The 20968-nt window shown below is 72.5% G+C and carries 20 protein-coding genes and 1 tRNA gene; 11 read left to right on the top strand and 10 right to left on the bottom strand.

The window, feature by feature from the left end:
- Position 1 precedes the first annotated feature (1 nt).
- From OG625_RS30730 to OG625_RS30720, 3 genes are all read right to left on the bottom strand, one after another.
- A complete protein-coding gene (locus OG625_RS30730; RefSeq protein WP_329387504.1) occupies positions 2-709 on the bottom strand; it encodes a chaplin family protein in 708 nt (235 codons plus the stop codon).
- Positions 710-892: 183 nt separating this feature from the next.
- Entirely contained in the window at positions 893-1126 is a 234-nt protein-coding gene (locus OG625_RS30725; protein ID WP_329387502.1) for a chaplin, read from the bottom strand.
- A gap of 138 nt (positions 1127-1264) precedes the next feature.
- Entirely contained in the window at positions 1265-2590 is a 1326-nt protein-coding gene (locus OG625_RS30720; RefSeq protein WP_329387499.1) for a M20/M25/M40 family metallo-hydrolase, read from the bottom strand.
- Between the two features lie 168 nt (positions 2591-2758).
- Here OG625_RS30720 and OG625_RS30715 point away from each other — a divergent pair.
- Both OG625_RS30715 and OG625_RS30710 read left to right on the top strand, forming a co-directional pair.
- Positions 2759-2843 (top strand) — tRNA-Leu (locus OG625_RS30715).
- A gap of 158 nt (positions 2844-3001) precedes the next feature.
- Entirely contained in the window at positions 3002-4555 is a 1554-nt protein-coding gene (locus OG625_RS30710; protein ID WP_329391123.1) for a serine/threonine-protein kinase, read from the top strand.
- On the opposite strand, the gene OG625_RS30705 is transcribed toward OG625_RS30710, so the two are convergent.
- The 3 genes from OG625_RS30705 to OG625_RS30695 all read right to left on the bottom strand — a co-directional run bounded on the left by OG625_RS30705 (position 4544) and on the right by OG625_RS30695 (position 8871).
- Positions 4544-5992 carry an amino acid permease gene (locus OG625_RS30705; RefSeq protein ID WP_329387497.1) on the bottom strand — a complete coding sequence of 483 codons (1449 nt, stop codon included), beginning with the start codon at positions 5990-5992 and terminating at the stop codon, positions 4544-4546. The two genes, OG625_RS30710 and OG625_RS30705, sit on opposite strands and share 12 nt — an antisense overlap.
- A 239-nt stretch (positions 5993-6231) precedes the next feature.
- Complete coding sequence (locus OG625_RS30700) at positions 6232-7791, bottom strand: APC family permease (protein ID WP_329387495.1); 1560 nt, start codon at positions 7789-7791, stop codon at positions 6232-6234.
- Positions 7792-7923: 132 nt separating this feature from the next.
- Positions 7924-8871, bottom strand: a complete 948-nt coding sequence (locus OG625_RS30695; protein ID WP_329387493.1) for a hypothetical protein — start codon at positions 8869-8871, stop codon at positions 7924-7926.
- A gap of 206 nt (positions 8872-9077) precedes the next feature.
- On the opposite strand from OG625_RS30695, the gene OG625_RS30690 reads away from it, so the two are divergent.
- Complete coding sequence (locus OG625_RS30690) at positions 9078-9509, top strand: ASCH domain-containing protein (protein ID WP_329387491.1); 432 nt, start codon at positions 9078-9080, stop codon at positions 9507-9509.
- 281 nt (positions 9510-9790) lie between these two features.
- Here the strand turns inward: OG625_RS30690 and OG625_RS30685 are convergent, their stop codons facing one another.
- Positions 9791-11446, bottom strand: coding sequence for an FAD-binding dehydrogenase (locus OG625_RS30685; protein WP_329387489.1), 1656 nt, complete (start codon positions 11444-11446; stop codon positions 9791-9793).
- 76 nt (positions 11447-11522) lie between these two features.
- On the opposite strand from OG625_RS30685, the gene OG625_RS30680 reads away from it, so the two are divergent.
- The 8 genes from OG625_RS30680 (at position 11523) to OG625_RS30645 (ending at position 17604) form a co-directional block, all read left to right on the top strand.
- The gene (locus OG625_RS30680) at positions 11523-12053 is read left to right on the top strand and encodes an NUDIX domain-containing protein (protein ID WP_443067808.1); all 531 of its coding nucleotides are present in this window, start codon (positions 11523-11525) and stop codon (positions 12051-12053) included.
- A gap of 69 nt (positions 12054-12122) precedes the next feature.
- Positions 12123-12521, top strand: coding sequence for a YidH family protein (locus tag OG625_RS30675; protein WP_329387486.1), 399 nt, complete (start codon positions 12123-12125; stop codon positions 12519-12521).
- A 4-nt stretch (positions 12522-12525) separates the two neighbouring features.
- Positions 12526-12843, top strand: coding sequence for a DUF202 domain-containing protein (locus OG625_RS30670; protein ID WP_329387484.1), 318 nt, complete (start codon positions 12526-12528; stop codon positions 12841-12843).
- Positions 12844-12925: 82 nt separating this feature from the next.
- On the top strand, positions 12926-13222 hold the full coding sequence (locus OG625_RS30665; protein ID WP_329387482.1) for a hypothetical protein: 297 nt from the start codon (positions 12926-12928) through the stop codon (positions 13220-13222).
- Positions 13223-13331: 109 nt separating this feature from the next.
- Positions 13332-14243, top strand: coding sequence for an MBL fold metallo-hydrolase (locus OG625_RS30660; RefSeq protein WP_329387480.1), 912 nt, complete (start codon positions 13332-13334; stop codon positions 14241-14243).
- A 179-nt stretch (positions 14244-14422) separates the two neighbouring features.
- The gene (locus OG625_RS30655) at positions 14423-15481 is read left to right on the top strand and encodes a phosphotransferase family protein (RefSeq protein ID WP_329387478.1); all 1059 of its coding nucleotides are present in this window, start codon (positions 14423-14425) and stop codon (positions 15479-15481) included.
- 13 nt (positions 15482-15494) lie between these two features.
- A complete protein-coding gene (locus OG625_RS30650; RefSeq protein ID WP_329387476.1) occupies positions 15495-16715 on the top strand; it encodes an acyl-CoA dehydrogenase family protein in 1221 nt (406 codons plus the stop codon).
- A gap of 274 nt (positions 16716-16989) precedes the next feature.
- The gene (locus tag OG625_RS30645; protein ID WP_329387473.1) at positions 16990-17604 is read left to right on the top strand and encodes an acetate uptake transporter; all 615 of its coding nucleotides are present in this window, start codon (positions 16990-16992) and stop codon (positions 17602-17604) included.
- A gap of 7 nt (positions 17605-17611) precedes the next feature.
- Here the strand turns inward: OG625_RS30645 and OG625_RS30640 are convergent, their stop codons facing one another.
- Genes OG625_RS30640 through OG625_RS30630 form a run of 3 tightly spaced genes read right to left on the bottom strand, consistent with a single transcriptional unit; the run spans position 17612 to position 20884 of the window.
- Entirely contained in the window at positions 17612-18220 is a 609-nt protein-coding gene (locus OG625_RS30640; RefSeq protein WP_329387471.1) for a TetR/AcrR family transcriptional regulator, read from the bottom strand.
- A 55-nt stretch (positions 18221-18275) separates the two neighbouring features.
- On the bottom strand, positions 18276-20135 hold the full coding sequence (locus OG625_RS30635) for a class I adenylate-forming enzyme family protein (protein WP_329387468.1): 1860 nt from the start codon (positions 20133-20135) through the stop codon (positions 18276-18278).
- The gene (locus tag OG625_RS30630) at positions 20120-20884 is read right to left on the bottom strand and encodes an SDR family oxidoreductase (protein ID WP_329387466.1); all 765 of its coding nucleotides are present in this window, start codon (positions 20882-20884) and stop codon (positions 20120-20122) included. The genes OG625_RS30635 and OG625_RS30630 overlap by 16 nt, the downstream gene beginning before the upstream one ends.
- Between the last annotated feature and the right edge of the window lie 84 nt (positions 20885-20968).

The raw sequence follows: 20968 nt of genomic DNA, 5'->3' as shown, positions 1-20968 counted from the left end.
GTCAGGCGGCGTTGCGGGCCCGTCGGTAGAGCACGGACCCGGCCAGCAGCAGTCCGCCGGCGAGCGGAAGCCCGGCGGTGAGGACGTCTCCGCTGCCGGTGGCGGCCAGGCCCGCCCCCGGGCTCTCGGCGGGGGCGAAGGAACCCCCCGCTCCGGCACCACCGCTGGAGGCGCCGTTGCCCTGCGTGGCGGGGTTCGCGGGATTGCCGGGGGTGCCGGGAGTACCCGGCTGGCCCGGAGTGCCGGGGTTGCCCGGGACGTGACCGCCCGGGGTACCGGGATTGCCGGGCGTGCCCGGATTCCCCGGCTGACCCGGAGTCCCGGGGTTCCCGGGCTGACCAGGGTTCCCCGGCTGCTCCGGCGTCCCCGGGTTACCAGGGTTGCCCGGCGTCCCCGGCTCGTGGTCGTCACACGGAGGTTCCCCCGGCCCGCCCGGCTGACCGGGGTGCTCCGGCTTGCCCGGACCCGGCTTGCCCGGACCCGGCTTGCCGCCCTTGCCCGAGTCGTTGGAACAGTGGTTCCCGAAGGCCGGATCGAGCAGGCCGATCACGGAGAGGGTGTTGCCGCAGACGTTCACCGGTGCGTCCACGGGCGCCTGCACGTTGTTCCCGGACAGCACGCCCGGAGAGTTCCCGGCGTGCCCGGAGGCGCCGGAGTCCGCGTGCGCGTATCCCCCGCCCAGGGCGAGGACACCCCCCGCGGCAGCCATGGTGATCAGGGTCTTCCTGGTGGCCGGTGCCGGTCGTCGTCGCATCTGTACTCGTCCCCTGGTGTGTACGTTTCGGCCAGGCTCCCCCGCCTGTCGCGCCGAAGATGAGAAGGATTCGGGTCCTGAAAGCCCGGTGGCCCCGGAGCGCTGGAATGCGCTCCGGGGCCCAAGACTTCAGACGCGTCAGGCGTTGACGCAGGTGTTGCCGAAGGCCGGGTTCAGCAGGCCGATGACGTTCACCGTGTTACCGCAGACGTTCACCGGAACGTGGACCGGAACCTGGAGCACGTTGCCCGACAGGACACCGGGCGAACCGATGGCCGCGCCCTGGGCACCTGCATCGGCGTGGGCCAGGCCCGCACCCGCGAGAACCACAGCACCGGTGGCAGCCGCAGCGGCGACAACCTTCTTGATCATTGTTCCTCCTAGTAGGCAAATGCGGTCCCAGCCGCGGACCGCAACACCTGTAACGAGGAGGGATCACCGGGGCTACGAGCGTATGAGCGCATTCACTCTTCTCAGTGGATTCCGCACACCTTCGCGATTCTTCCGGCGTTAGGCGTTGTCGATGAATCGGTCGAGCACGCGAACACCGAACTTCAGCCCGTCCACCGGCACCCGCTCGTCCACGCCGTGGAACATCCCGGCGAAGTCCAGCTCCGGCGGCAGCTGCAGCGGCGCGAAGCCGAAGCAGCGGATGCCGAGGTCGTCGAAGGACTTGGCGTCCGTACCGCCGGAGAGCATGTACGGGACCGCGCGTGCGATCGGGTCCTCCGCGCGCAGGGCGCCCTGCATGGCGTCCACGAGCCGGCCGTCGAAGTCCGTCTCCAGGGCCTTGTCCCCGTGCACGTCCTCCCGCTTCACGCGCGGGCCGAGGATCCGGTCGAGGTCCGCGAAGAACTCGTCCTCGTAGCCCGGCAGGAAGCGGCCGTCCACGTGCGCGGTGGCCTGGCCGGGGATGACGTTGACCTTGTAGCCGGCGCCGAGCATCGTCGGGGCGGCGGAGTTGCGCAGGGTCGCGCCGACCATCTTGGCGATGCCGCCGAGCTTGGCGAGGGTCTCGTCCATGTTGTCCGGGTCCAGGGGGGTCCCGAGCGCGTCCGAGAGCTCGTCCAGGAAGTGCCGGACGGTCTTGGTCACGCGCACCGGCCACTGGTGGCGGCCGAGGCGGCCCACGGCCTCGCACAGCTCCGTGATGGCGTTGTCGTTGTTGGTCATGGAGCCGTGGCCCGCGGTGCCCTCCACCGTGAGCCGCATCCAGTGCATGCCCTTCTGGGCGGTCTCCACCAGGTACAGCCGCAGGTTCTCGTTCACGGTGAAGGAGAAGCCGCCGACCTCACCGATGGCCTCGGTGACGCCCTCGAAGAGCCCCGGGTGCTTGTCGACGAGGTGCCGGGCCCCGTAGGTGCCGCCGGCCTCCTCGTCGGCGAGGAAGGCCAGCACGATGTCGCGCGGGGGCTTGCGCCCGCTGCGCATGCGGTCGCGGACGACGGCCAGCGTCATCGCGTCCATGTCCTTCATGTCGACGGCGCCGCGGCCCCACACGCACCCGTCGGCGATCTCGCCGGCGAAGGGGTCGTACGTCCAGTCGGCGGCGTTGGCCGGAACCACGTCGGTGTGCCCGTGGATCAGCAGGGCCGGCCGCGAAGTGTCCTCGCCCTCGATCCGCGCGATCGTGGAGGCGCGCCCCTTGTGCGATTCGAAGATCTGCGGCTCCAGGCCGACCTCGGCGAGCTTCTCGGCGACCCACTCCGCCGCTTTGCGCTCGCCGGGGCCGGAGTGGTCCCCGTAGTTGCTGGTGTCGATCCGGATGAGGTCCCGGCAGAGGTCGACGACCTCGTCCTCGCCGGAGACGGTCCTGCCCGCGCTCGACTCGCTCACGCTGCTTCCTCCCACTGATCAGTACCGAACTGCCCCCATCCTCCCGCTCCGGGCCGCTCACCCCAAGGGAGATCCCCGGCCACCGGGGGGTGTGATCGAGGACCCCGGAATGTTTGGTAATGTTTTCCACGTCGGAACGGCCCGCGAGGGACGCGAGACAGACACCTTGTCCGGGTGGCGGAATGGCAGACGCGCTAGCTTGAGGTGCTAGTGCCCTTTATCGGGCGTGGGGGTTCAAGTCCCCCCTCGGACACAAGAGCAAGAACCCCACTTCGGTGGGGTTCTTCGCGTTTACGGCATCATGACCCTGACCGGCGGACAGGGGAGTACGGCGTGGTGCAGGGCGGGCCGGGCAACAGCACGGTGATCGGTGGCCGTTACCGGCTTCAGGAGCGGCTGGGCCGGGGTGGCATGGGGACCGTTTGGCGGGCCGTCGACGAGCTGCTCGGGCGGCCGGTGGCCGTCAAGGAGCTCCATCTCGACTCCGGCACGCAGGCCATGGGTCCCCTGCGGGAGGCTCGGGTCGTCGCGCAGATCAGGCATCCGCACGTCGTGGTCGTTCACGACGCCGTGGAGCACGAAGGGATCCCCTTCATCGTGATGGAGCTCGTCGACGGCGGTTCGCTGGCCGACCGGCTCGCCGCCACGGGGCCGCTGGAGCCTGCCGAGGCGGCCGGGATCGGGGTGGCGCTGCTCGGGGCGCTGAGCGCGGCGCACGACCGCGGTGTGCTGCACCGGGACGTGAAGCCGGCCAATGTGCTGCTGGAGGCGGGGACGGGCCGGGCCGTGCTGACCGACTTCGGGATCGCGCGGCTCGCCGGGGCGACGACCATCAGTGAGTCCGGGGCCTTCGTGGGCTCGCCCGAGTACACGTCGCCCGAGCGGATGCAGGGTGCGGAGGCCGGTCCGGCCTCCGATCTGTGGTCGCTCGGCGTGCTGTTGTGCACGGCCGTGACCGGGGAGTCTCCGTTCCACCGCGATTCGATCGGCGGCGTCCTGCACGCGGTGGTCTTCGACGAGATCCGCCCGCCCGGCCGGCTGGGGCCGCTCGGTCCGGTCGTACGCGGACTGCTGGAACGGGATCCGGAGCGTCGGATCGGCGCGGCGGAGGCGGCGCGGCTGCTGGCCGGCTGCGCGGCGGGCACGGGCGAAGGCGGGGGCGAAGGCACGGGCCGTGGCGGGTCGGCGCAGGTGCCGGTGCCGGCCGTCGGGTACACGCCGACCGAGCGGGCCACGCGGCCGGCCGGGGCGCTGCCCGCGAAGTCCGGCCGGCGCCGGGCGGCGCTGCGGGTGGGGCTGGTCGCGGCTCTGCTCGTCGCGGCGGTCGGCGGCACGGTGACCGCGACCTCGCTGCTCGATGACGGCAAGGGGGCGGGTGCGACGGCGGGCCCGGCCGGGGCGCCTGCGTCCTCGGCCCGCGCCTCGGCCCCGGCCGGCTCGGCCGCGGGTTCCTCCGCCCCGGCTGCCTCCGCCGCGGCCTCGTCGGCCGGGCCCTCCCGGTCGGTGCGGCCGGCGCCCGCCGGGTACCAGGTCGTGTCCGACGTACGGGGCTTCAGTCTGGCCGTACCGACCGGGTTCCGGCGGACCACCGACGAGCAGCGGGTGTTCTACGGGTCGCCGGACGGGGCCGTGCGCATCGGGATCAAGACGACCGCGCCGGCCCCGTCCGGCGGGCCGCTGGGCGTGATGCGGCTCGCCGACGAGCGCGGGGCGGAGACCAATCCGGGCTACCGGGAGAACAAGGTCGTACCGACGACGCACGACGGGCATCCGGCCGCCCTGTGGGAGTTCACCTGGGACGGCTTCACCCGCGCCGAGGGCGCCCGGCACACCTTCGACCTGTGCTGGGAGCAGGGCGGGGTGCTGTACGACGTGTGGGTGTCGGCGCCCGTCGGGCGGGCCGGTGAGGCCCGCGGCCACTTCGACGCGGCGCTCGACTCCTTCGTACCGGCGTCAGGTGCGTGACGCGGCGATCTCGGCGACCCGGCGGCGGACCAGGTACCAGCCGCCGACCAGGGCGGCGCCGATGACGGGCACGAAGAGGACCGTGGTGCGTCCCACGCCCCCGTCGCACCACATCAGGATCAGGACCGTGACGAGGAAGACCAGTGTGACGAGCTGGGTGTACGGGGCCCACGGCAGCCGGTAGGCGGGGCGTTCGACGCGGCCCTGCTGCGCGCGGCGCCAGAAGTGGAGCGAGCAGAGCATCACCATGGCCCAGGTGCCGAGGATGCCGAGCGAGGCGAAGTTGAGGACGATCTCGAAGGCCTCCTCGGGCATGTACTTGTTCAGGGCGACGCCGGCCAGGCCGAAGGCGGCGGTGAACAGGACGCCGCCGTAGGGGACCTTGCCCTTGTTCATGCGGGCCGTGAAGCGGGGCGCGGAGCCGGACATGGCCATCGAGCGCAGGATGCGGCCGGTGGAGTAGAGGCCGGAGTTCAGGCTGGAGAGGGCCGCGGTCAGGACGACCAGGTTCATGATGCCGGCGGCGCCGGGGACGCCCAGCTCGTCGAAGACGGTGACGAAGGGGCTCTGGTCGGAGCTGTACGAGGTGTAGGGGAGCAGCAGCGCGAGCAGGACCACGGAGCCCACGTAGAAGAGGCCCACGCGCCACATGATCGAGTTGATCGCCTTCGGCATGATCTTCTCGGGGTTCTCGGTCTCGCCGGCGGCGACTCCGCACAGCTCGACGGAGGCGTACGCGAAGACGACGCCCTGGATGACCAGGAGCATGGGCAGCATCCCCACCGGGAAGATGCCTCCGTTGTCGGTGATGGTGGCGAGGCCGGGGGTGTGGCCGCCGATCTCGTGGCTGGTGGCGACGAGCCAGATGCCGACGATCAGGAAGATCACCAGGGCGGCGACCTTGACGAGGGAGAACCAGAACTCCATCTCGCCGAAGTACTTCACCGAGATCAGGTTCGCGGTGAGGACGATGGCCAGGGCGATGAAGGCGAGGACCCACTGGGGGACGTCGGTGAACATCGACCAGAAGTGGGCGTAGGTCGCGGCGGCTGTGATGTCGGCGACGGTGGTCGTGGACCAGTTCAGGAAGTACAGCCAGCCGGCCGTGTAGGCGCCCTTCTCCCCCATGAATTCGCGGGCGTAGGAGACGAAGGCTCCGGAGGAGGGGCGGTAGAGCACGAGCTCGCCGAGGGCCCGGACGACGAAGAAGGCGAAGACTCCGCACACCGCGTAGGCGATCGCGAGGGAGGGACCGGCTCCGGCGAGGCGGCCGCCGGCGCCGAGGAACAGGCCGGTGCCTATCGCCCCGCCGATCGCGATCATGTTGATGTGGCGGGACTTGAGGTCCTTGCTGTAGCCCTCGTCGCCCGCGTCGACGTGACGGGGAGACGGACGGGACGGCTCGGCGGCGGCCTCGGCCAGGGTGCGGTCGGTCATGTACGACTTCGCCTTCGTGGGGTGGGCAGGCAAGCCGGATCGGTGGGCGGGGGAGCTGGGTGGTGTCCCCTGTACGACGGTCCGGGTGATTTGGTCGCCCCAGGAGACCATGAGGGTCCGCCACCCGCCAAAATCGCACCCGTACGCACCGAAGCCCCCGACGACCTTGGAAAGGGGTGTCGGGGGCTGCAGCAGCGCTCGAAAGCCAGGTGGCGGAGGTACGTCCACGCGCGGCGGTGTCAGCTCTGGTGGGTGGTCTCCGCCGTGGTCTCCGCCGCGGCCTGGTCGAGCCGGAAGGCCTCGTTCCCGAGACCGATGCGGGCGTGCACCTCGGGCCGCTTGCTGCGCAACACCAGTCCGTACAGCAGGCCGGTCACGACGGCGGCGCCGATGATTCCGGGCAGGAGCCAGCTGAGCGCGGAGCCCTCTTCGGCGCCGACGAGGACGCCGAAGTCCTTGACGGTCCAGACGGCAATGGCGAGCAGCGCGAGACCGGCGGCGCCGGCCGCGACGAGCCGCCAGACCTGGGCGCCGGCGGTGCCGCGACGGACGAAGAAGGCGATGACGGCGAAGGAGGCGGCGGCCATGAGGAGGGTGATGCCGAGGGCGCCGACGCTGCCCATCCAGGTGAAGAGGTGCAGGACGGGCGCGGTGGGGTCGCCGGCCGGCATGTCGTCGGTGACGGCGAAGGCGATCACGACGAGGGCCGCGATGCCGGTCTGCAGCAGGGAGCCTGTGCCGGGGGCGCCGGTGCCGGCGTTGGTCCGGCCGAAGGCGGCGGGGAGGAGGCCCTCGCGGCCCATGGCGAAGGCGTAGCGGGCGACCACGTTGTGGAAGCTGAGCATGGCCGCGAACATTCCGGTCACGAAGAGGACGTGCAGGACGTCGGTGAAGGTGGCGCCCAGGCGCTCGCCGGTGAGCTGGAAGAGCAGGCCGGGGCCGGCCTCGGCGGAGGTCTTGACGACCTCGGAGGGGCCGGTGGCGACGGTGAGGGCCCAGGCGCTGAAGGCGAAGAAGAGGGCGACGAAGCCGACGGCGAGGAACATCACCCGGGAGACGACGATGTGCGGCCGGCTGGTCTCCTCGGCGTAGACCGGGGACTGCTCGAAGCCGACGAAGGCGGCGATGCAGAAGCAGAGCGCGGTGCCGAGGCCGGCTCCGCCGAGGGTCTCGGGGTTGAAGGCGTGGAGCGAGAGGCCTTCGGCGCCGGGCTCGGCGAGGGCGGAGACGTCGAAGATCACGACGAGGGCGCACTCGATGAGGAGGAGGACGCCGAGCACCTTGGCGTTGAGGTCGATCTTCAGCCAGCCGAGGGCGCCGGTGAGGGCGACCGCCGCCAGGGCGGGGATCCACCAGGCGAGTTCGATCTTCAGGTAGGTGGCGAAGAGGCCGGACACCTCGAAGCCGAGGATGCCGTAGACGCCGACCTGCATGGCGCTGTACGCGACGAGCGCGACGAGGGAGGCGCCGGCGCCGGCCGTCGGGCCGAGGCCGCGGGCGATGTACGCGTAGAAGGCGCCGGCGTTGTGGACGTGCCGGCTCATCTCGGCGTAGCCGATGCTGAAGAGCGCGAGGACGATGCCGAGGATGACGAAGAGGAGCGGCTGGCCGACGATGCCCATGACCCCGAAGGTCGTGGGCATGACACCCGCGACGACCATCAGGGGCGCGCTGGCGGCGAGTACGGAGAGCAGCAGGCCGGCGGTGCCGAGGCGGTCGGCGCGCAGGGCGCGGTCCGTCCCCTTGTACGTTCTTATCTCGGCCGGGTCCTGGAGCTTGGTTGAGCTGCCCGTCGGCATGGCGGGGTCCTTTCGGAAGGGCTGGGCGGGGTGGGGCGGAGCGGGGTGGGGCGGTGGGGCGGGGTGGGGCGGGGTGGGGCGGGGAAGCGTCGAGGGGGCGTGGGGACTTCGGGCGGCGCGTCGGGCGGTGCGTCAGGCGGTGCCGAGTGCGGCGCCGCGCGCGGCGAGGAAGGCCTTGTGCGGGTCCCGGTCCGGATAGGACCAGGGGGCGGGGGTCGCGTGGCTCCCGATGCGGTGGAAGAGCGCGGCGGCCTCGGCGGGGCGGCCCTCGCAGAGCTTCGCGTGGGCGAGGAAGTTGAGGTCGACCCGGTTGCGGGGGTGGTCGTCGCGTTCCCACTCCAGCCACCAGTCGAAGGCGGATCGCAGCACCTGGCGGGCGCGGCGGCCGGACCAGTGCTCGGTGGCGCTGCCGAAGGTGTGGCCGTGCGTGGCGGCGAGCACCCGGTAGCGCTCGGCGTGTGCGATCACGGGGAGGACGGCGAGCGGTGAGTCGGCCGGGGCCTCCTCGGCGGCCCAGGCCGCGAAGTCGTAGACCTCGTGGAGCGGGTCGTGGCCGGCGCCGGGGGCGCGTTCGGCGAGCTTGGCGACCATCAGGTGGTGGGCGTGGTGGTGCTCGCGGTGGCGCGCGCGGACCTGGTCGAAGTGGCGGCTGAACTCCTCCTCGGTGCCGAAGACCCGGGAGAGCAGGAGCAGTCCGAGCCAGGGGGTGGGGTCGGCGGGGAGCAGGGCGGCGGCCCGGCGGCAGGCTTCCTCGGCGGCGGCCGGGGTGCCCTTCCGGCGCAGGGCGCGGAAGACGGCGGCGCAGGCGAGGAGGGTGGCCGCGTCGGCGCTGTCCGGTTCGGCGAGCAGCCATTCGCGGGCCCAGGCGGTGGCCGCCGGGGTTTCGGCGAGGACGACGACGCGGTGGCCGCGGCGGTCCCAGTCGTCACCGGTGCCGACGAGGAGGGAACGGGCCTTCGCCCAGCGGCCCTGGGTGAACTGGGTACGCACGTCAACGAGTTCGGCGTCGCACAGGGCGGGGTCGAAGAGTTGGGCGTCCCGCTTGCGGGCGCGGCCGAGGGGCGGCGGAGGCGGGGACATCCGCGGTTTTCCCTCCAGGACGCGGGTGGTCGGGGGATCACGCCGGTGAGCGAACCGGTGATCACGCACAGCAAAGCGGTAGGCCCGGCTCCGAGTCAAGGTCCAGTCCACTGGCTGGCGGGTTTCAACTGCTTTGAGGGTGATGCGAGTTGGGACGCTTGTGCCGGTTCGGGGATGTCCGTGCCGAGTATCCGTAGGGTGGGGCCATGACGAACATCGACGATCTCCCGCCGTACGAGCTGGGCTTCCCGGGGCCGCTGCGCGACCAGCTGGTCGCGGCCGTGCTGAGCGGGACGAAGACCGCCACGACGGACCTGCTGGCGGCATACCGGGCGGAGGGTGAGCCGCTGCCCGAGGCGGGGCAGCGGACGGCCTTGGTGGACTCCGCCGAGTGTCCTGTGGCCGTCCTGGAGGTAACGGACGTACGGGTGCTGAGGCTCGGCGAAGTGGACCTGGCGCACGCGCTGGCGGAGGGTGAGGGGTACGCGTCGGTGGCCGAATGGCGCGCCTCGCACGAGGGGTTCTGGCACGGGGCGCAGTCGCGCGAGTTTCTCGGCGATCCGGGGTTCACGGTCGACGACGACACGCTCGTGGTGATGGAACGTTTCCGCGTGCTGGAGCGGGCCGGCGGGAGCTGAGCGCGGGCGGGCCGGGGCGTGGCCGGCCCAGCTGGGGCGGGGCCGGTGCGCGTGGGCCGACCCGGCCGGGTCCGGGCGCGCGCCGGGGCGTCTCCTCGGGCGTCGAACGGTGCCAGGGGTCGGTGGGCCGAGGGCGTCGCGTTCGACGCCCTGCGGGGACGCCCCGACACACACCCGGCCCCGTCCGAGCCGGCGGGGACTGGCCTGGGGCGCGGCTCCCTGCGGGGACGCCCCACCGCACCCCCGGCCCCAGACGGGGCCGGCGGGGACTGGACTGGGCTTCAGGCCGTTGCTTGGGCTGCGGCGCGGCCTGCCGTGCGGCCTGAGAAGAGGCAGCCGCCCAGGAAGGTGCCTTCCAGGGCCCGGTAGCCGTGTACCCCTCCACCGCCGAAGCCGGCCGCCTCGCCCGCCGCGTAGACGCCGGGCAGTGGTTCGCCGGCCCCGGTCAGGACGCGGGAGGAGAGGTCGGTCTGCAGGCCGCCCAGGGACTTGCGGGTCAGGATCGAGAGCCGTACGGCGATGAGCGGTCCGGCCTTGGGGTCCAGGATCCGGTGCGGGGTGGCCGTGCGGATCAGCTTGTCGCCGAGGTACTTGCGGGCCCCGTGGATCGCCATCACCTGGAGGTCCTTGGTGAAGGGGTTGGCGACCTCCCGGTCGCGGGCCACGATCTGGTCGCGGACGGTGGCCTCGTCGAGGAGGTCCTCCTTGGTGACCGCGTTCATCCCGCGCACCAGGGCGGACAGGTCGCGTTCGACGACGAAGTCGGCGCCGTTGTCCATGAAGGCCTTGACCGGGCCGGGGACGGCCTGCCGGGCGCGGTCGATGACGTCGCGGATCGACTTGCCGGTGAGGTCCGGGTTCTGTTCGGAGCCGGAGAGGCCGAACTCCTTGCCGATGATGCGCTGGTTGAGGACGAACCATGTGTGGTCGTGGCCGGTCTTCATGATGTGGTCGAGGGTGCCGAGCGTGTCGAAGCCCGGGAAGAGCGGTACGGGCAGCCGCTTGCCCGTGGCGTCGAGCCAGAGGCTGGACGGGCCGGGCAGGATGCGGATGCCGTGCCTGGCCCAGATCGGGTTCCAGTTCTCGATGCCCTCGGTGTAGTGCCACATCCGGTCCTTGTTGATGTGGCTCGCCCCGGCTTCCTCGGCGATGCCGAGCATCAGGCCGTCCACGTGCGCAGGGACCCCGGAGAGCATCCGGGCCGGCGGGGTGCCGAGCCGGGCCGGCCACTGGGCGCGTACGAGGTCGTGGTTGCCGCCGATGCCACCGCTGGTCACGATCACCGCCTGGGCCCGCAGGGAGAACGCCCCGGCGGTCTCGCGGCTGCTCGCGGCGCCCCGTACGGCCGCCGAGGGCTCCAGGATCTCGCCCGTCACGGTGTCCACCGCGCCCGCCGTCCGGGACAGGCCGGTGACCCGGTGGCGGAACTTCAGCTGGACCAGGCCGCGGGCCACCCCGGCGCGGACCCGGCGCTCGAAGGGCTCGACGAGGCCGGGGCCGGTGCCCCAGGTGATGTGGAAGCGGGGGACGGAGTTGCCGTGGCCGTTGGCGTCGTAGCCGCCGCGCTCCGCCCAGCCGACGACGGGGAAGAAGCGGACTCCCTGGCGGTGCAGCCACGACCGCTTCTCGCCGGCCGCGAAGTCCACGTACGCCTCGGCCCAGCGGCGGGCCCAGAGGTCCTCCTCGCGGTCGAAGCCGGCGGTGCCCATCCAGTCCTGGAGGGCGAGGTCGCGGGTGTCCTTGATCCGCATTCGTCGCTGTTCGGGCGAGTCCACGAAGAACAGGCCGCCGAAGGACCAGTGCGCCTGGCCCCCGATGGACTGCTCCGGCTCCTGGTCGAGCAGGATGACCTTGCGGCCCGCGTCCACGAGTTCCGCGGTTGCGGCGAGGCCCGCGAGCCCGGCTCCGATCACGATCACGTCTGCGTCGTACGTCATGCGTGTACCCGTCCTCCGTCGGTGGTGGGGCAGATCCTTGGCTACGGAGCGGTAACCAGTCAACAGCGGTGGTTGGATGACCGGTGTGAGTGCTGCTGACGAAGTGCTGGACGTGGTGGACCGGGACGACCGGGTCGTGGGGCGGGCCCCGCGCGGCGAGGTGTACGCGCGAGGGCTGATCCACCGCTGCGTGTTCGTGCAGGCGAGGGACGCGGAGGGCCGGATCTTCGTGCACCGGCGGACCGCGTCGAAGCTCGTCTTCCCCTCGTACTACGACATGTTCGTGGGCGGCGTGCTGGGCGCCGGCGAGGCGTACGCGGAGGCCGCGCTGCGCGAGGCCGAGGAGGAGCTGGGCGTCCACGGGCTGCCGCAGCCGGAGCCGCTGTTCAAGTTCCTGTACGAGGGCCCGGGCGGCGCATGGTGGTCGTACGTGCACGAGGTGCGGTGCGAGACCGTCGTGCGGCCGCAGGAGTCCGAGGTCGCGTGGCACGCCTTCCTGACGGACGAGGAGCTGGCCGGGCGGATCGCCGGGGGCGAGTGGCCCTGGGTGCCGGACGGGCTGGAGGCGCACCGGAGGCTGGCGGAGTACCGGCAGCGCGAGGCGTAGCGGGCCGCCGGGCGGTGGCGTGCGCCCGCACTCCCGGGGGTGCGGGACGGCACCGCGTAGATTGGGCGGGTGATCGACTTCGTCAAGGACGTGCGCCTCTGGTTCGCACCCTCGCGCCTGAGGGACGAGGGCGAGACCCCCGACTACCGCTTCTCGCTGGCCAACGAACGGACCTTCCTGGCCTGGATCCGCACGGCGCTGGCCCTGGTGGGCGGTGGTTTCGCGGTGGACCAGTTCCTGCCCGACCTGCGGTGGGGGGTACGGATCGGGATGGCCTTCGCGCTGCTGGCGGTCGGCGCGGCGTGCTCCCTGCGGGCGGTGAACCACTGGGTGCGGTGCGAGCGGGCGATGCGGCGGGGCGAGGACCTGCCGCTGTCGCGGTTCCCCGTGGTACTGAGCCTGGGCGTGGGACTGGTGGCGGTGGCGATGGTGGTGGTCGTGCTGCTGGGCTGGACGTCCGGGCGGTGAGTGCGTGAGCACGTACGGCGAGGGGCGCGACTCGGGCCTCCAGCCGGAGCGGACCCGGCTCGCGTGGCGGCGTACGACGCTGGCCGCGTCGGTCGTGGCGGTACTGGCCCTGCGGCAGGCGATGCGCGGGGGCGGCACGACGGCGGAGGTGGCGGGGGCGGCGGTGATCGCGCTGGTCTGGCTGCTGTTCCTGTGGGTGGCGCACCGGCGGATCCGGGCGCTGGCGGCGGCCCGGCCGCGGACGCTCTCGCCGCGGGCGGCACTGGCGGCGATGGCGTGCACGCTGGCGCTGGCGGTGTTCGCGATGGCCGTGATCGCCTGAGCTGCCGGTCCGATCATCCGGTTTCCTCGCGCCACCCCGACACAACGGGCGATACCGGACGATCGCCACTAGCCTCGGCGTCATGACGACCATGCACCAGGAACACGCCACGCACGAACACACGCACGGCGCCGGCTGCGGCCACCAGGCGGTCTCGCACGGCGACCACGTCGACTACGCCCACGACGGCCACCTGCACCGGGAGCACTCCGGGCACTGGGACGAGTGCGAGACCACGGGCCACACCACCCACGACGGCCACACCCACGCGCACGGCGCGGACTGCGGGCACGAGGCGGTACGGCACGGGGACCACGTCGACTACGTGCACGACGGGCACCGGCACGCCGCGCACGACGGGCACTACGACGACCACTGACCGGACCGGCTGAGGGGCGGGGCCGCCGCGGCACCCGCCCTCCCCCGGAGCGGCGGCGGCTGGCAGGATGCGGGGCGACTCCTGTCAACGCGACCCGGGGAGACCGCAGATGACCGCCGACGCTCCGTACCTGGTCCGGCCCGCGCCGGGCGTGTACGCCTACGTGCAGCCGGACGGCGGCTGGTGCCTGAACAACGCCGGGTTCGTGAGCGACGGGGCCCGCACCCTGCTCGTCGACACCGCCGCCACCGAGCGGCGGGCCCTGGCCCTGCGCGAGGCGGTCGTGTCGGCCGGGGTGCCGCTCCCCCGCACCGTGGTGAACACCCACCACCACGGTGACCACACCTACGGCAACGGTTTGTTCGCACCCGAGGCGCTGATCCTCGGGCACGACAACGCGCGGGTCGAGCAACTCGCCGCCGGGCACCAGCTGGAGACGATCTGGCCCGGGACGGACTTCGGCGCGATATCCATCACCGCACCCGACCTGACGTACAGCGACCGGACGACCCTGCACGTCGGCGACACGGAGGTACGGGTCGTCCACCCTGGCGTCGCGCACACCACCGGGGACTCGATCGTGTGGCTGCCCCGGCAGCGGGTGGTGTTCACCGGCGACCTGGTCTTCGCGGAGGGGACCCCGTTCCTGGCGATGGGCTCGCTGGCCGGCTCGCTGCGGGCGCTGGAACTGCTGCGGTCGCTGGACGCGGAAACGGTGGTGCCGGGCCACGGCCCGCTGACCGACCCTTCGGCCTTCGAGTCCACCGAGCGCTATCTGCGGTACGTGGCCGAACTTGCGCGGGAGGGCCGGGACGAGGGGCTGACCCCGCTGGAGGCGGCCCGGCGGGCCGACCTCGGCGAGTTCGCCGCGTGGCGCGAGAGCGAGCGGCTCGTGGCGAACCTGCACCGGGCGTACGCGGAACTGGCCGGGGAGCCGGAGGGTGTCCCGCTGGACGTCCCGGCTGTGCTCCGGGACATGACCGTGATGAACGGCGGGACGCCGATCCTCTGCCACGCCTGACTCGGCACGGGCGGGCGGGCAGGCAGGCAGGCAGGCAGGCGAGGGGGCGGGGCGGCAGGGGTACTGGGGGGCACTTCCTTCGGCCGCACTCTGGACTACATACCGACTGGTCGGCATGATGTCTCCGAACGACGAAGGCCCGAACCCGCGACGTCAACTCCCGCACGGAGGTGCGCCCCATGAGCTCAGCCCCGGATCCGGCTTCCGCCCCGTCCGATCCACGAGGCCTGGATCTGGAGCGGCTGCGCGGTCATCTCGACCGGGCGCGGCCGGGACTCGTGGCCGGGGCGCTGCGCGGCCGGCTGATCGAGGGCGGCCGCTCCAACCTCACGTACGAGGTCACGGACGGGACCTCCCGCTGGGTGGTGCGCCGGCCCCCGCTCGGCCACGTGCTGGCCACCGCGCACGACATGCGGCGCGAGCACCGGGTCATCGCGGCGCTGCACGGCACGGCCGTGCCTGTGCCGGAGGCGCTGCTGCTGTGCGAGGACGAATCCGTGCTCGGCGCGCCGTTCTACGTCATGGAGTACGTGGACGGGGTGCCGTACCGGACGGCCGGCCAGCTCGCCGCGATCGGCCCGGAGCGCACCCGGCGGGCGGTGCTGGGCCTGGTCGACACCCTGGTCGAGCTGCACGCCGTGGACCCGGAGGCGGTGGGCCTGGGCGATTTCGGCCGGCCGGAGGGCTTCCTCGACCGGCAGCTGCGCCGCTGGGGCAAGCAGCTCGCGGCCTCGCGGGGGCGGGAGCTCGCCGGGATCGACGAGCTGCACGCCTCGCTCGGCCGGACCCTGCCCGGCTCCCCGGCGCCGACCGTGGTGCACGGGGACTTCCGGCTGGACAACGTACTGATCGGCGGTCCGGACGACACGATCCGGGCGGTGCTGGACTGGGAGATGTCCACGCTCGGGGATCCGCTGACGGACCTCGGGCTGCTGGTGATGTACAGCTCCGACCTGGGCCTGACGGAATCCCCGGTCAGCACGACGAGCGGGGCGCCGGGCCATCCGACGCCGGCCGAGCTCGTGGAGCGGTACGCCGCCCGCTCCGGGCGGGACACCGGCGCCATCGCCTGGTACACGGCCTTCGCCTGGTTCAAGCTCGCGGTGATCCTCGAAGGCATCCACTACCGCTACACGCTCGGGCAGACGGTCGGGGCGGGATTCGACCGGATCGGCGAGCTGGTGCCGGTCTTCATCGAGCACGGACTGACCACCCTCCAGGAACTGCACGAAGGCTGAGGAGCCGATCAGCATGGACTTCGCATTCGACGCCCGGACCGAGGAACTCCGCGAGCGGCTGCTCGCGTTCATGGAGGAGTACGTCTACCCGGCGGAGCCCCTCGCCACCGAGCAGCGCGCGCGGCTGGCCTCGCCCTGGGACACCCCGGCCGTGTTCGGTGAACTGAAGGCCGAGGCGCGCCGCCAGGGCCTGTGGAACCTCTTCTTGCCCGATGGCGAGTACGGCGCGGGGCTGACCAACCTCCAGTACGCCCCGCTCGCCGAGATCACCGGCCGCAGTCCGCACCTGGCGCCGATGGCGACCAACTGTGCGGCCCCGGACACCGGGAACATGGAGCTGCTCGCGCAGTTCGGGAACGAGGAGCATAAGAAGCAGTGGCTGGAGCCGCTGCTGGCCGGGGAGATCCGGTCGGCGTTCGCGATGACCGAGCCCGAGGTGGCCTCCTCGGACGCGACGAACATCGAGACCCGGATCGAGCGGTCGGCCAGCGGTGACGAGTATGTGGTGACCGGGCGGAAGTGGTTCATCTCCGGGGCGATGAACCCGGATTGCCGGATCTTCATCGTGATGGGCAAGACCGATCCGGAGGGCGCCGATCCGCGCCGCCAGCAGTCGATGATCCTGGTCCCGCGCGACACCCCGGGCGTGGAGGTGCGCCGCGCGATGACGGTGTACGGCTACGAGGACCACGACCACGGCGGCCATGCCGAGGTGGTCTTCGACGGGGTGCGGGTTCCGGCGGCGAACCTGATCGGCGAGGAGGGCGGCGGTTTCGCCATCGCCCAGGCCCGGCTCGGCCCGGGCCGGATCCACCACTGCATGCGGCTGATCGGCATGGCGGAGCGGGCCATCGAGTTGATGTGCAAGCGCGCGGTGGAGCGTACGGCCTTCGGCAAGCCGCTGGCCGCGCAGGGCGTGGTCCAGAACTGGATCGCGGACGCGCGGGTGACGGTGGAGCAGCTGCGGCTGCTGGTGCTGAAGACGGCCTGGCTGATGGACACGGCCGGGAACCGCGGGGCGCACACCGAGATCCAGGCCATCAAGATCGCGACCCCGCGGGCGGTGGTGCGGATCCTGGACGACGCGGTGCAGTTGCACGGGGCGGGCGGGGTGAGCCAGGACTTCCCGCTGGCCGAACTGTGGGCGGCGGCCCGGACCCTGCGGTTGGCCGACGGGCCGGACGAGGTGCACCAGCGCTCACTGGCCCGCCGCGAGCTGAAGCGGTACCTGTAGCTCCTGGCGCGCTGCGGGGGTCCTGGGCGGAGCGGGGGCAGGGGGCGGGGTCGCCGGGTCCGGGCGCGCGCCGGGGCGTCTCCTCGGGCGTCGAACGTTTTCCAGGTGTCGGCGGGCCGAGCGTGGTGGCGTTCGACGCCCTGCGGGGACGCCCCGGCACACACCGGGCCCCGCCGGGGCGGGCTGCCGGAGGCACCTCGACGGGTGGCGAATGGTCTAAACCATGGGGAAAGGTTCGATATATTCGGAACATCCCCCACAGGTGCACGTTCTCATGCCCAGCTCGACCCTGACGCCCTCCCCCGTCGCCGCGCCGCGGGCCATCGCGCCGCAGGCGATGGCGAATCCCGGTCCGCTCGGGCTGGCCGCGTTCGCGCTGACCACCTTCGTGCTCAGCCTGTTCAACTCGGGCCTGATCGCGAACGCGGCCCTCAGCGTCGTCGTGCTGCCGCTCGCGCTCTTCTACGGCGGTCTCGCACAGTTCGTCGCCGGAGTGCTGGAGTTCCGTCGCGGCAACACCTTCGGGACCACGGCGTTCGTCTCGTACGGCGCGTTCTGGATGGCCTTCGCGGGCTACGTGAAGTTCGTCGTCCCGACCCTGCCCGCCGACCAGGCCCACATCGCCACCGGGTGGTTCCTCGTGGCCTGGTTCGTGTTCACCGCCTACATGTCCGTCGCGGCCATGAAGCTGGACCTCGCACACCGGCTGCTGTTCGTGGTGCTGGCCCTGACCTTCCTCTTCCTCGCGCTGGGCGACCTCTCCGAGGTCACCGCCCTCGGCCGCGTCGGCGGCTTCCTCGGCCTGCTGTGCGCCAGCATCGCCTGGTACATCTCCTTCGCCGTGGTGGCCGAGGAGACCTGGGGCCGCAAGGTCCTTCCGCTGAGCTGAGCCCAGGTCACGGGCGGAGTGCGCGCAGCAGCAGGTCGGCGAGGTGATCGGCGACCTGCTGCGGCGTGAGCGGGCCGTCCGTCCGGTACCAGGTGGACAGGTGGTGCACGGACCCGAAGTGGTAGTCCACCACCAGGTCGGCGGGCGTGGCGGTGGAGAACACGCCCGTGCGCTGACCCTCCTCGATCAGGGCGCGGAAGCGCTCGTGGTAGCGCCGGCGCTCCGCGCGGACCTGCTTGAACTTCTCCGGGCTGAGCTGGTGCATCGACCGGAAGAAGATCATCGCGTCGTCGAGGTTCTCGATGGTGGTGACCACGACGTCGGCGGCCGCCGCCCGCAGCCGCTCCTCGACGGGGGCGTCGGATTCGGCCACCGCGTCGAGCCGCTGCTGCTGGAGGCGCAGCATCCGCGCGTACACCTCGTGGAGCAGATCGTCCTTCGACCCGAAGTAGTGGTACAGCGCGCCCTTGGTGACCCCGGCCGCCTCGACGATCTCCTGGACCGACGTGCGGTCGTAGCCGCGCTCGGCGAACAGCCGCGTGGCGACGGCCAGCAGCCGCTGCGGTACCGGCGCCTCGTGCGTGCCCTCGGGCTCCGTGGTCTTGGCAGCCACCATGGCGCTGACCTTCCCTTCCCTGTTCCCTGTGCTTCGTACGACCGACCGACTCTTTTCAGCCGCGGTCGCGCAGTTCCCGTCGCAGGATCTTGCCACTGGTCGTCTTCGGAAGGACAGGCAGGATCTCCACCCGGCGCGGGTACTTGTACGCGGCCAGGCGCGCGGCGCAGTGCGCGGCGAGTTCCTCCGGTTCGGCCGAGGCCCCGGGGCGCAGGCTCACGTACGCCTTCACGCTCTCCCCGCGGTACGGGTCCGGGACGCCGACCACGGCCGCCTCGCGGACGGCGGGGTGGGCGTAGAGCACGTCCTCGACCTCACGCGGCCAGACCTTGAAGCCGGAGGCGTTGATCATGTCCTTCTTGCGGTCGACGACGTAGAGCCAGCCGTCCGCGTCCATGAACCCGACGTCTCCGGTGCGCAGCTCGCCCTCGGGGAAGGCCTCCGCCGTCGCGGCGGGCAGGCGCCAGTAGCCGGGCACGACCTGGGGGCCGCGGACGGCTATCTCCCCGGTTTCGCCGAAGGGGACCTCGGCGCCCTGCTCGTCCAGGACCCGGACGACGGTGTCCGCTCCGGGCAGGCCCACCGAGAGGGTGCCGGAGGCCGGGTCGACGGGGGCCTCGAGGTGCACGGGCACGGAGGCGGAGGCGGCGGTGGTCTCGGTGAGGCCGTAGCCGTTGCGGAGGTAGAACCCGAAGGCGGCGCTCAGGCGGTCGACGAGCGCGGGCGGGAGGGGTGCGCCGCCGGAGGAGACCACCTGGAAGGAGGCGAAGTGGTCGCGGGTGGCGCCGGGGTGGGCGGCCAGGGCCATGAAGGCGGTGGCGGGGCCGACGGTGTAGGCGGGGCGGTGTTCGAGGAAGGCGTCGAGGACGGCCCCGGCGTCGAACCGGTGGGCGAGGGCGAGGGTGCCGGCGTTCGCGAAGCAGGCGGAGAGCTCGCAGACCATGCCGGTGATGTGGAAGAGGGGGGCGAGGGCGAAGTACGTGGCGCCCTCGGGGAGGGGGTGGCCGGTGACCTGGCGCACGGCGTTGTGGGTGAGCGCGCCGTGCGGGTTCATGGCGCCCTTGGGGGTACCGCTGGTGCCGGAGGTGTAGCTGATGAGGGCGGTGTCGGCGGCGGTGAGGCGCGGATCGGGCGGCGCGGGGTGGCCCTGGCGGGCCACGGTGAACAGGTCGAGCACCACCGGCGCCCCCGGCGCGTGGGCGTCCCCCGGCCCCGCCGGCGCTTGAGCGCCTCCCAGCCCCGTCGGCGTTTGAGGCGCTGGGGGTACCCCCAGCGGTAGCTGGGGGAGGGTCTGGGGGCGGAGCCCCCGGTCTGTTGGAGCCGCGCCGGCGTTTGGGGCGGGAACGGTGGAAGGGCGGGTAGGGGACGGCTCCGCGCAGCGGGAAGCACCGGCGGGCGCGGGGAAGACCCGGGGGTCGTTGCGGGTCTGGAAGTCCCGGTCCAACGCGGTGAGGGCGACCCGTACGGAGGTTCCCCCCACCGCCTCCCCCACGTACGCCTCCCACGCTCCGCCCTCGCAGACCAGCGCCACCGCGCCGGAGTCGCGCAGGATGTGCCCGAGCTCGCCGGACTTGTACATGGGGTTGACGGGGACGACGACCGCCCCGGCCTTCCAGGCGGCGAGGACGGCGAGCACGAAGTGGGGGGTGTTCTGGAGCATGACCGCGACCCGGTCCCCGCGCCGGACGCCCCGCGCGGCGAGGTGGCCGGCGACCGAGTCGGAGAGCGCGTCGGCGCGCGCGTAGCCGATCCGGCCGTCGAAGTAGGCCAGCGCGGTGCGCTCGGGGGCGCGGGCGACGGCCTCGCGGAAGGCGTGCAGCACGGTGGGCGGCGGTGCGAGGGGGGCGCGTTGCGCGGGGCTGAGCAGCGCGAGCCAGGGCTTGGCCGCGTAGCGCGAGGTCACCGGGATTCCCATTTCCGCTGGAGGTGGTTCATGCCGCTCAGCCAGCGGTCCGGGTCGGTGGCGCGGGAGACGTGGAAGTCCCCCACCTCGGGGTGCGGGAGGATCAAGAACCGGCCCTTCTCCATGCCGTCGAACAGCGCGTCCGCGACCGCGTCCGGCTCGATCGCGGTCGGCGCGAGGACGAGTTCGCCCGCCGAGCCCGCGGCGGTCAGCATGTCGGTGCGCACTCCCTGCGGGCAGATGGCGTGGACCTGGACACCGCGGTGCCGGTAGGTCAGCGAGAGCCATTCGGCGAAGGCGAGCGCACCGTGCTTGGTGACACTGTACGGGGCCGCTCCGATCATGGTCAGCAGCCCTGCGGCCGAGACGGTGGACACGAAGCGGCCGCTCCCCCGCTCCAGCCAGTGGGGCAGCAGCAGGCGGGCGGCGCGGACGTGCGCCATGACGTTGGTGTCCCAGGCTGCCTCCCAGACGGCCTCGTCGGCGAACGCGTCACCGCCTGAGGCCAGTCCGGCGTTGGCGCAGTACACGTCGACGGTCCCGCCCAGCGCCTCCATCGCCTCGGCGACGATCGCCGAGGCGTCGCCGGCCACCGGGATCGCCCGGGCGCCGATCTCACCGGCGACCGCGGCGGCCTTGGCGGGGTCGAGGTCGTTGACCACCACGGTGGCGCCCTCGGCCGCGAAGCGGTGGGCGAGGGCGGCGCCGATGCCGCCGCCCGCGCCGGTGACGACGACTCGCTGGTCCTGGTACGCGCTCACGGAATCACCCTTCGGGGACGGACGGGACGACCGACGGCGAGCGCCGATCCCGGGCAGACTAACCAGTCGGTATGTCGTGGCGGA

The organism is Streptomyces sp. NBC_01351, from assembly GCF_036237315.1.
Classification (GTDB): domain Bacteria; phylum Actinomycetota; class Actinomycetes; order Streptomycetales; family Streptomycetaceae; genus Streptomyces.
Note: the sequence above shows the minus strand (reverse complement) of the source record. Positions and strands in the feature narration are given on the sequence as shown.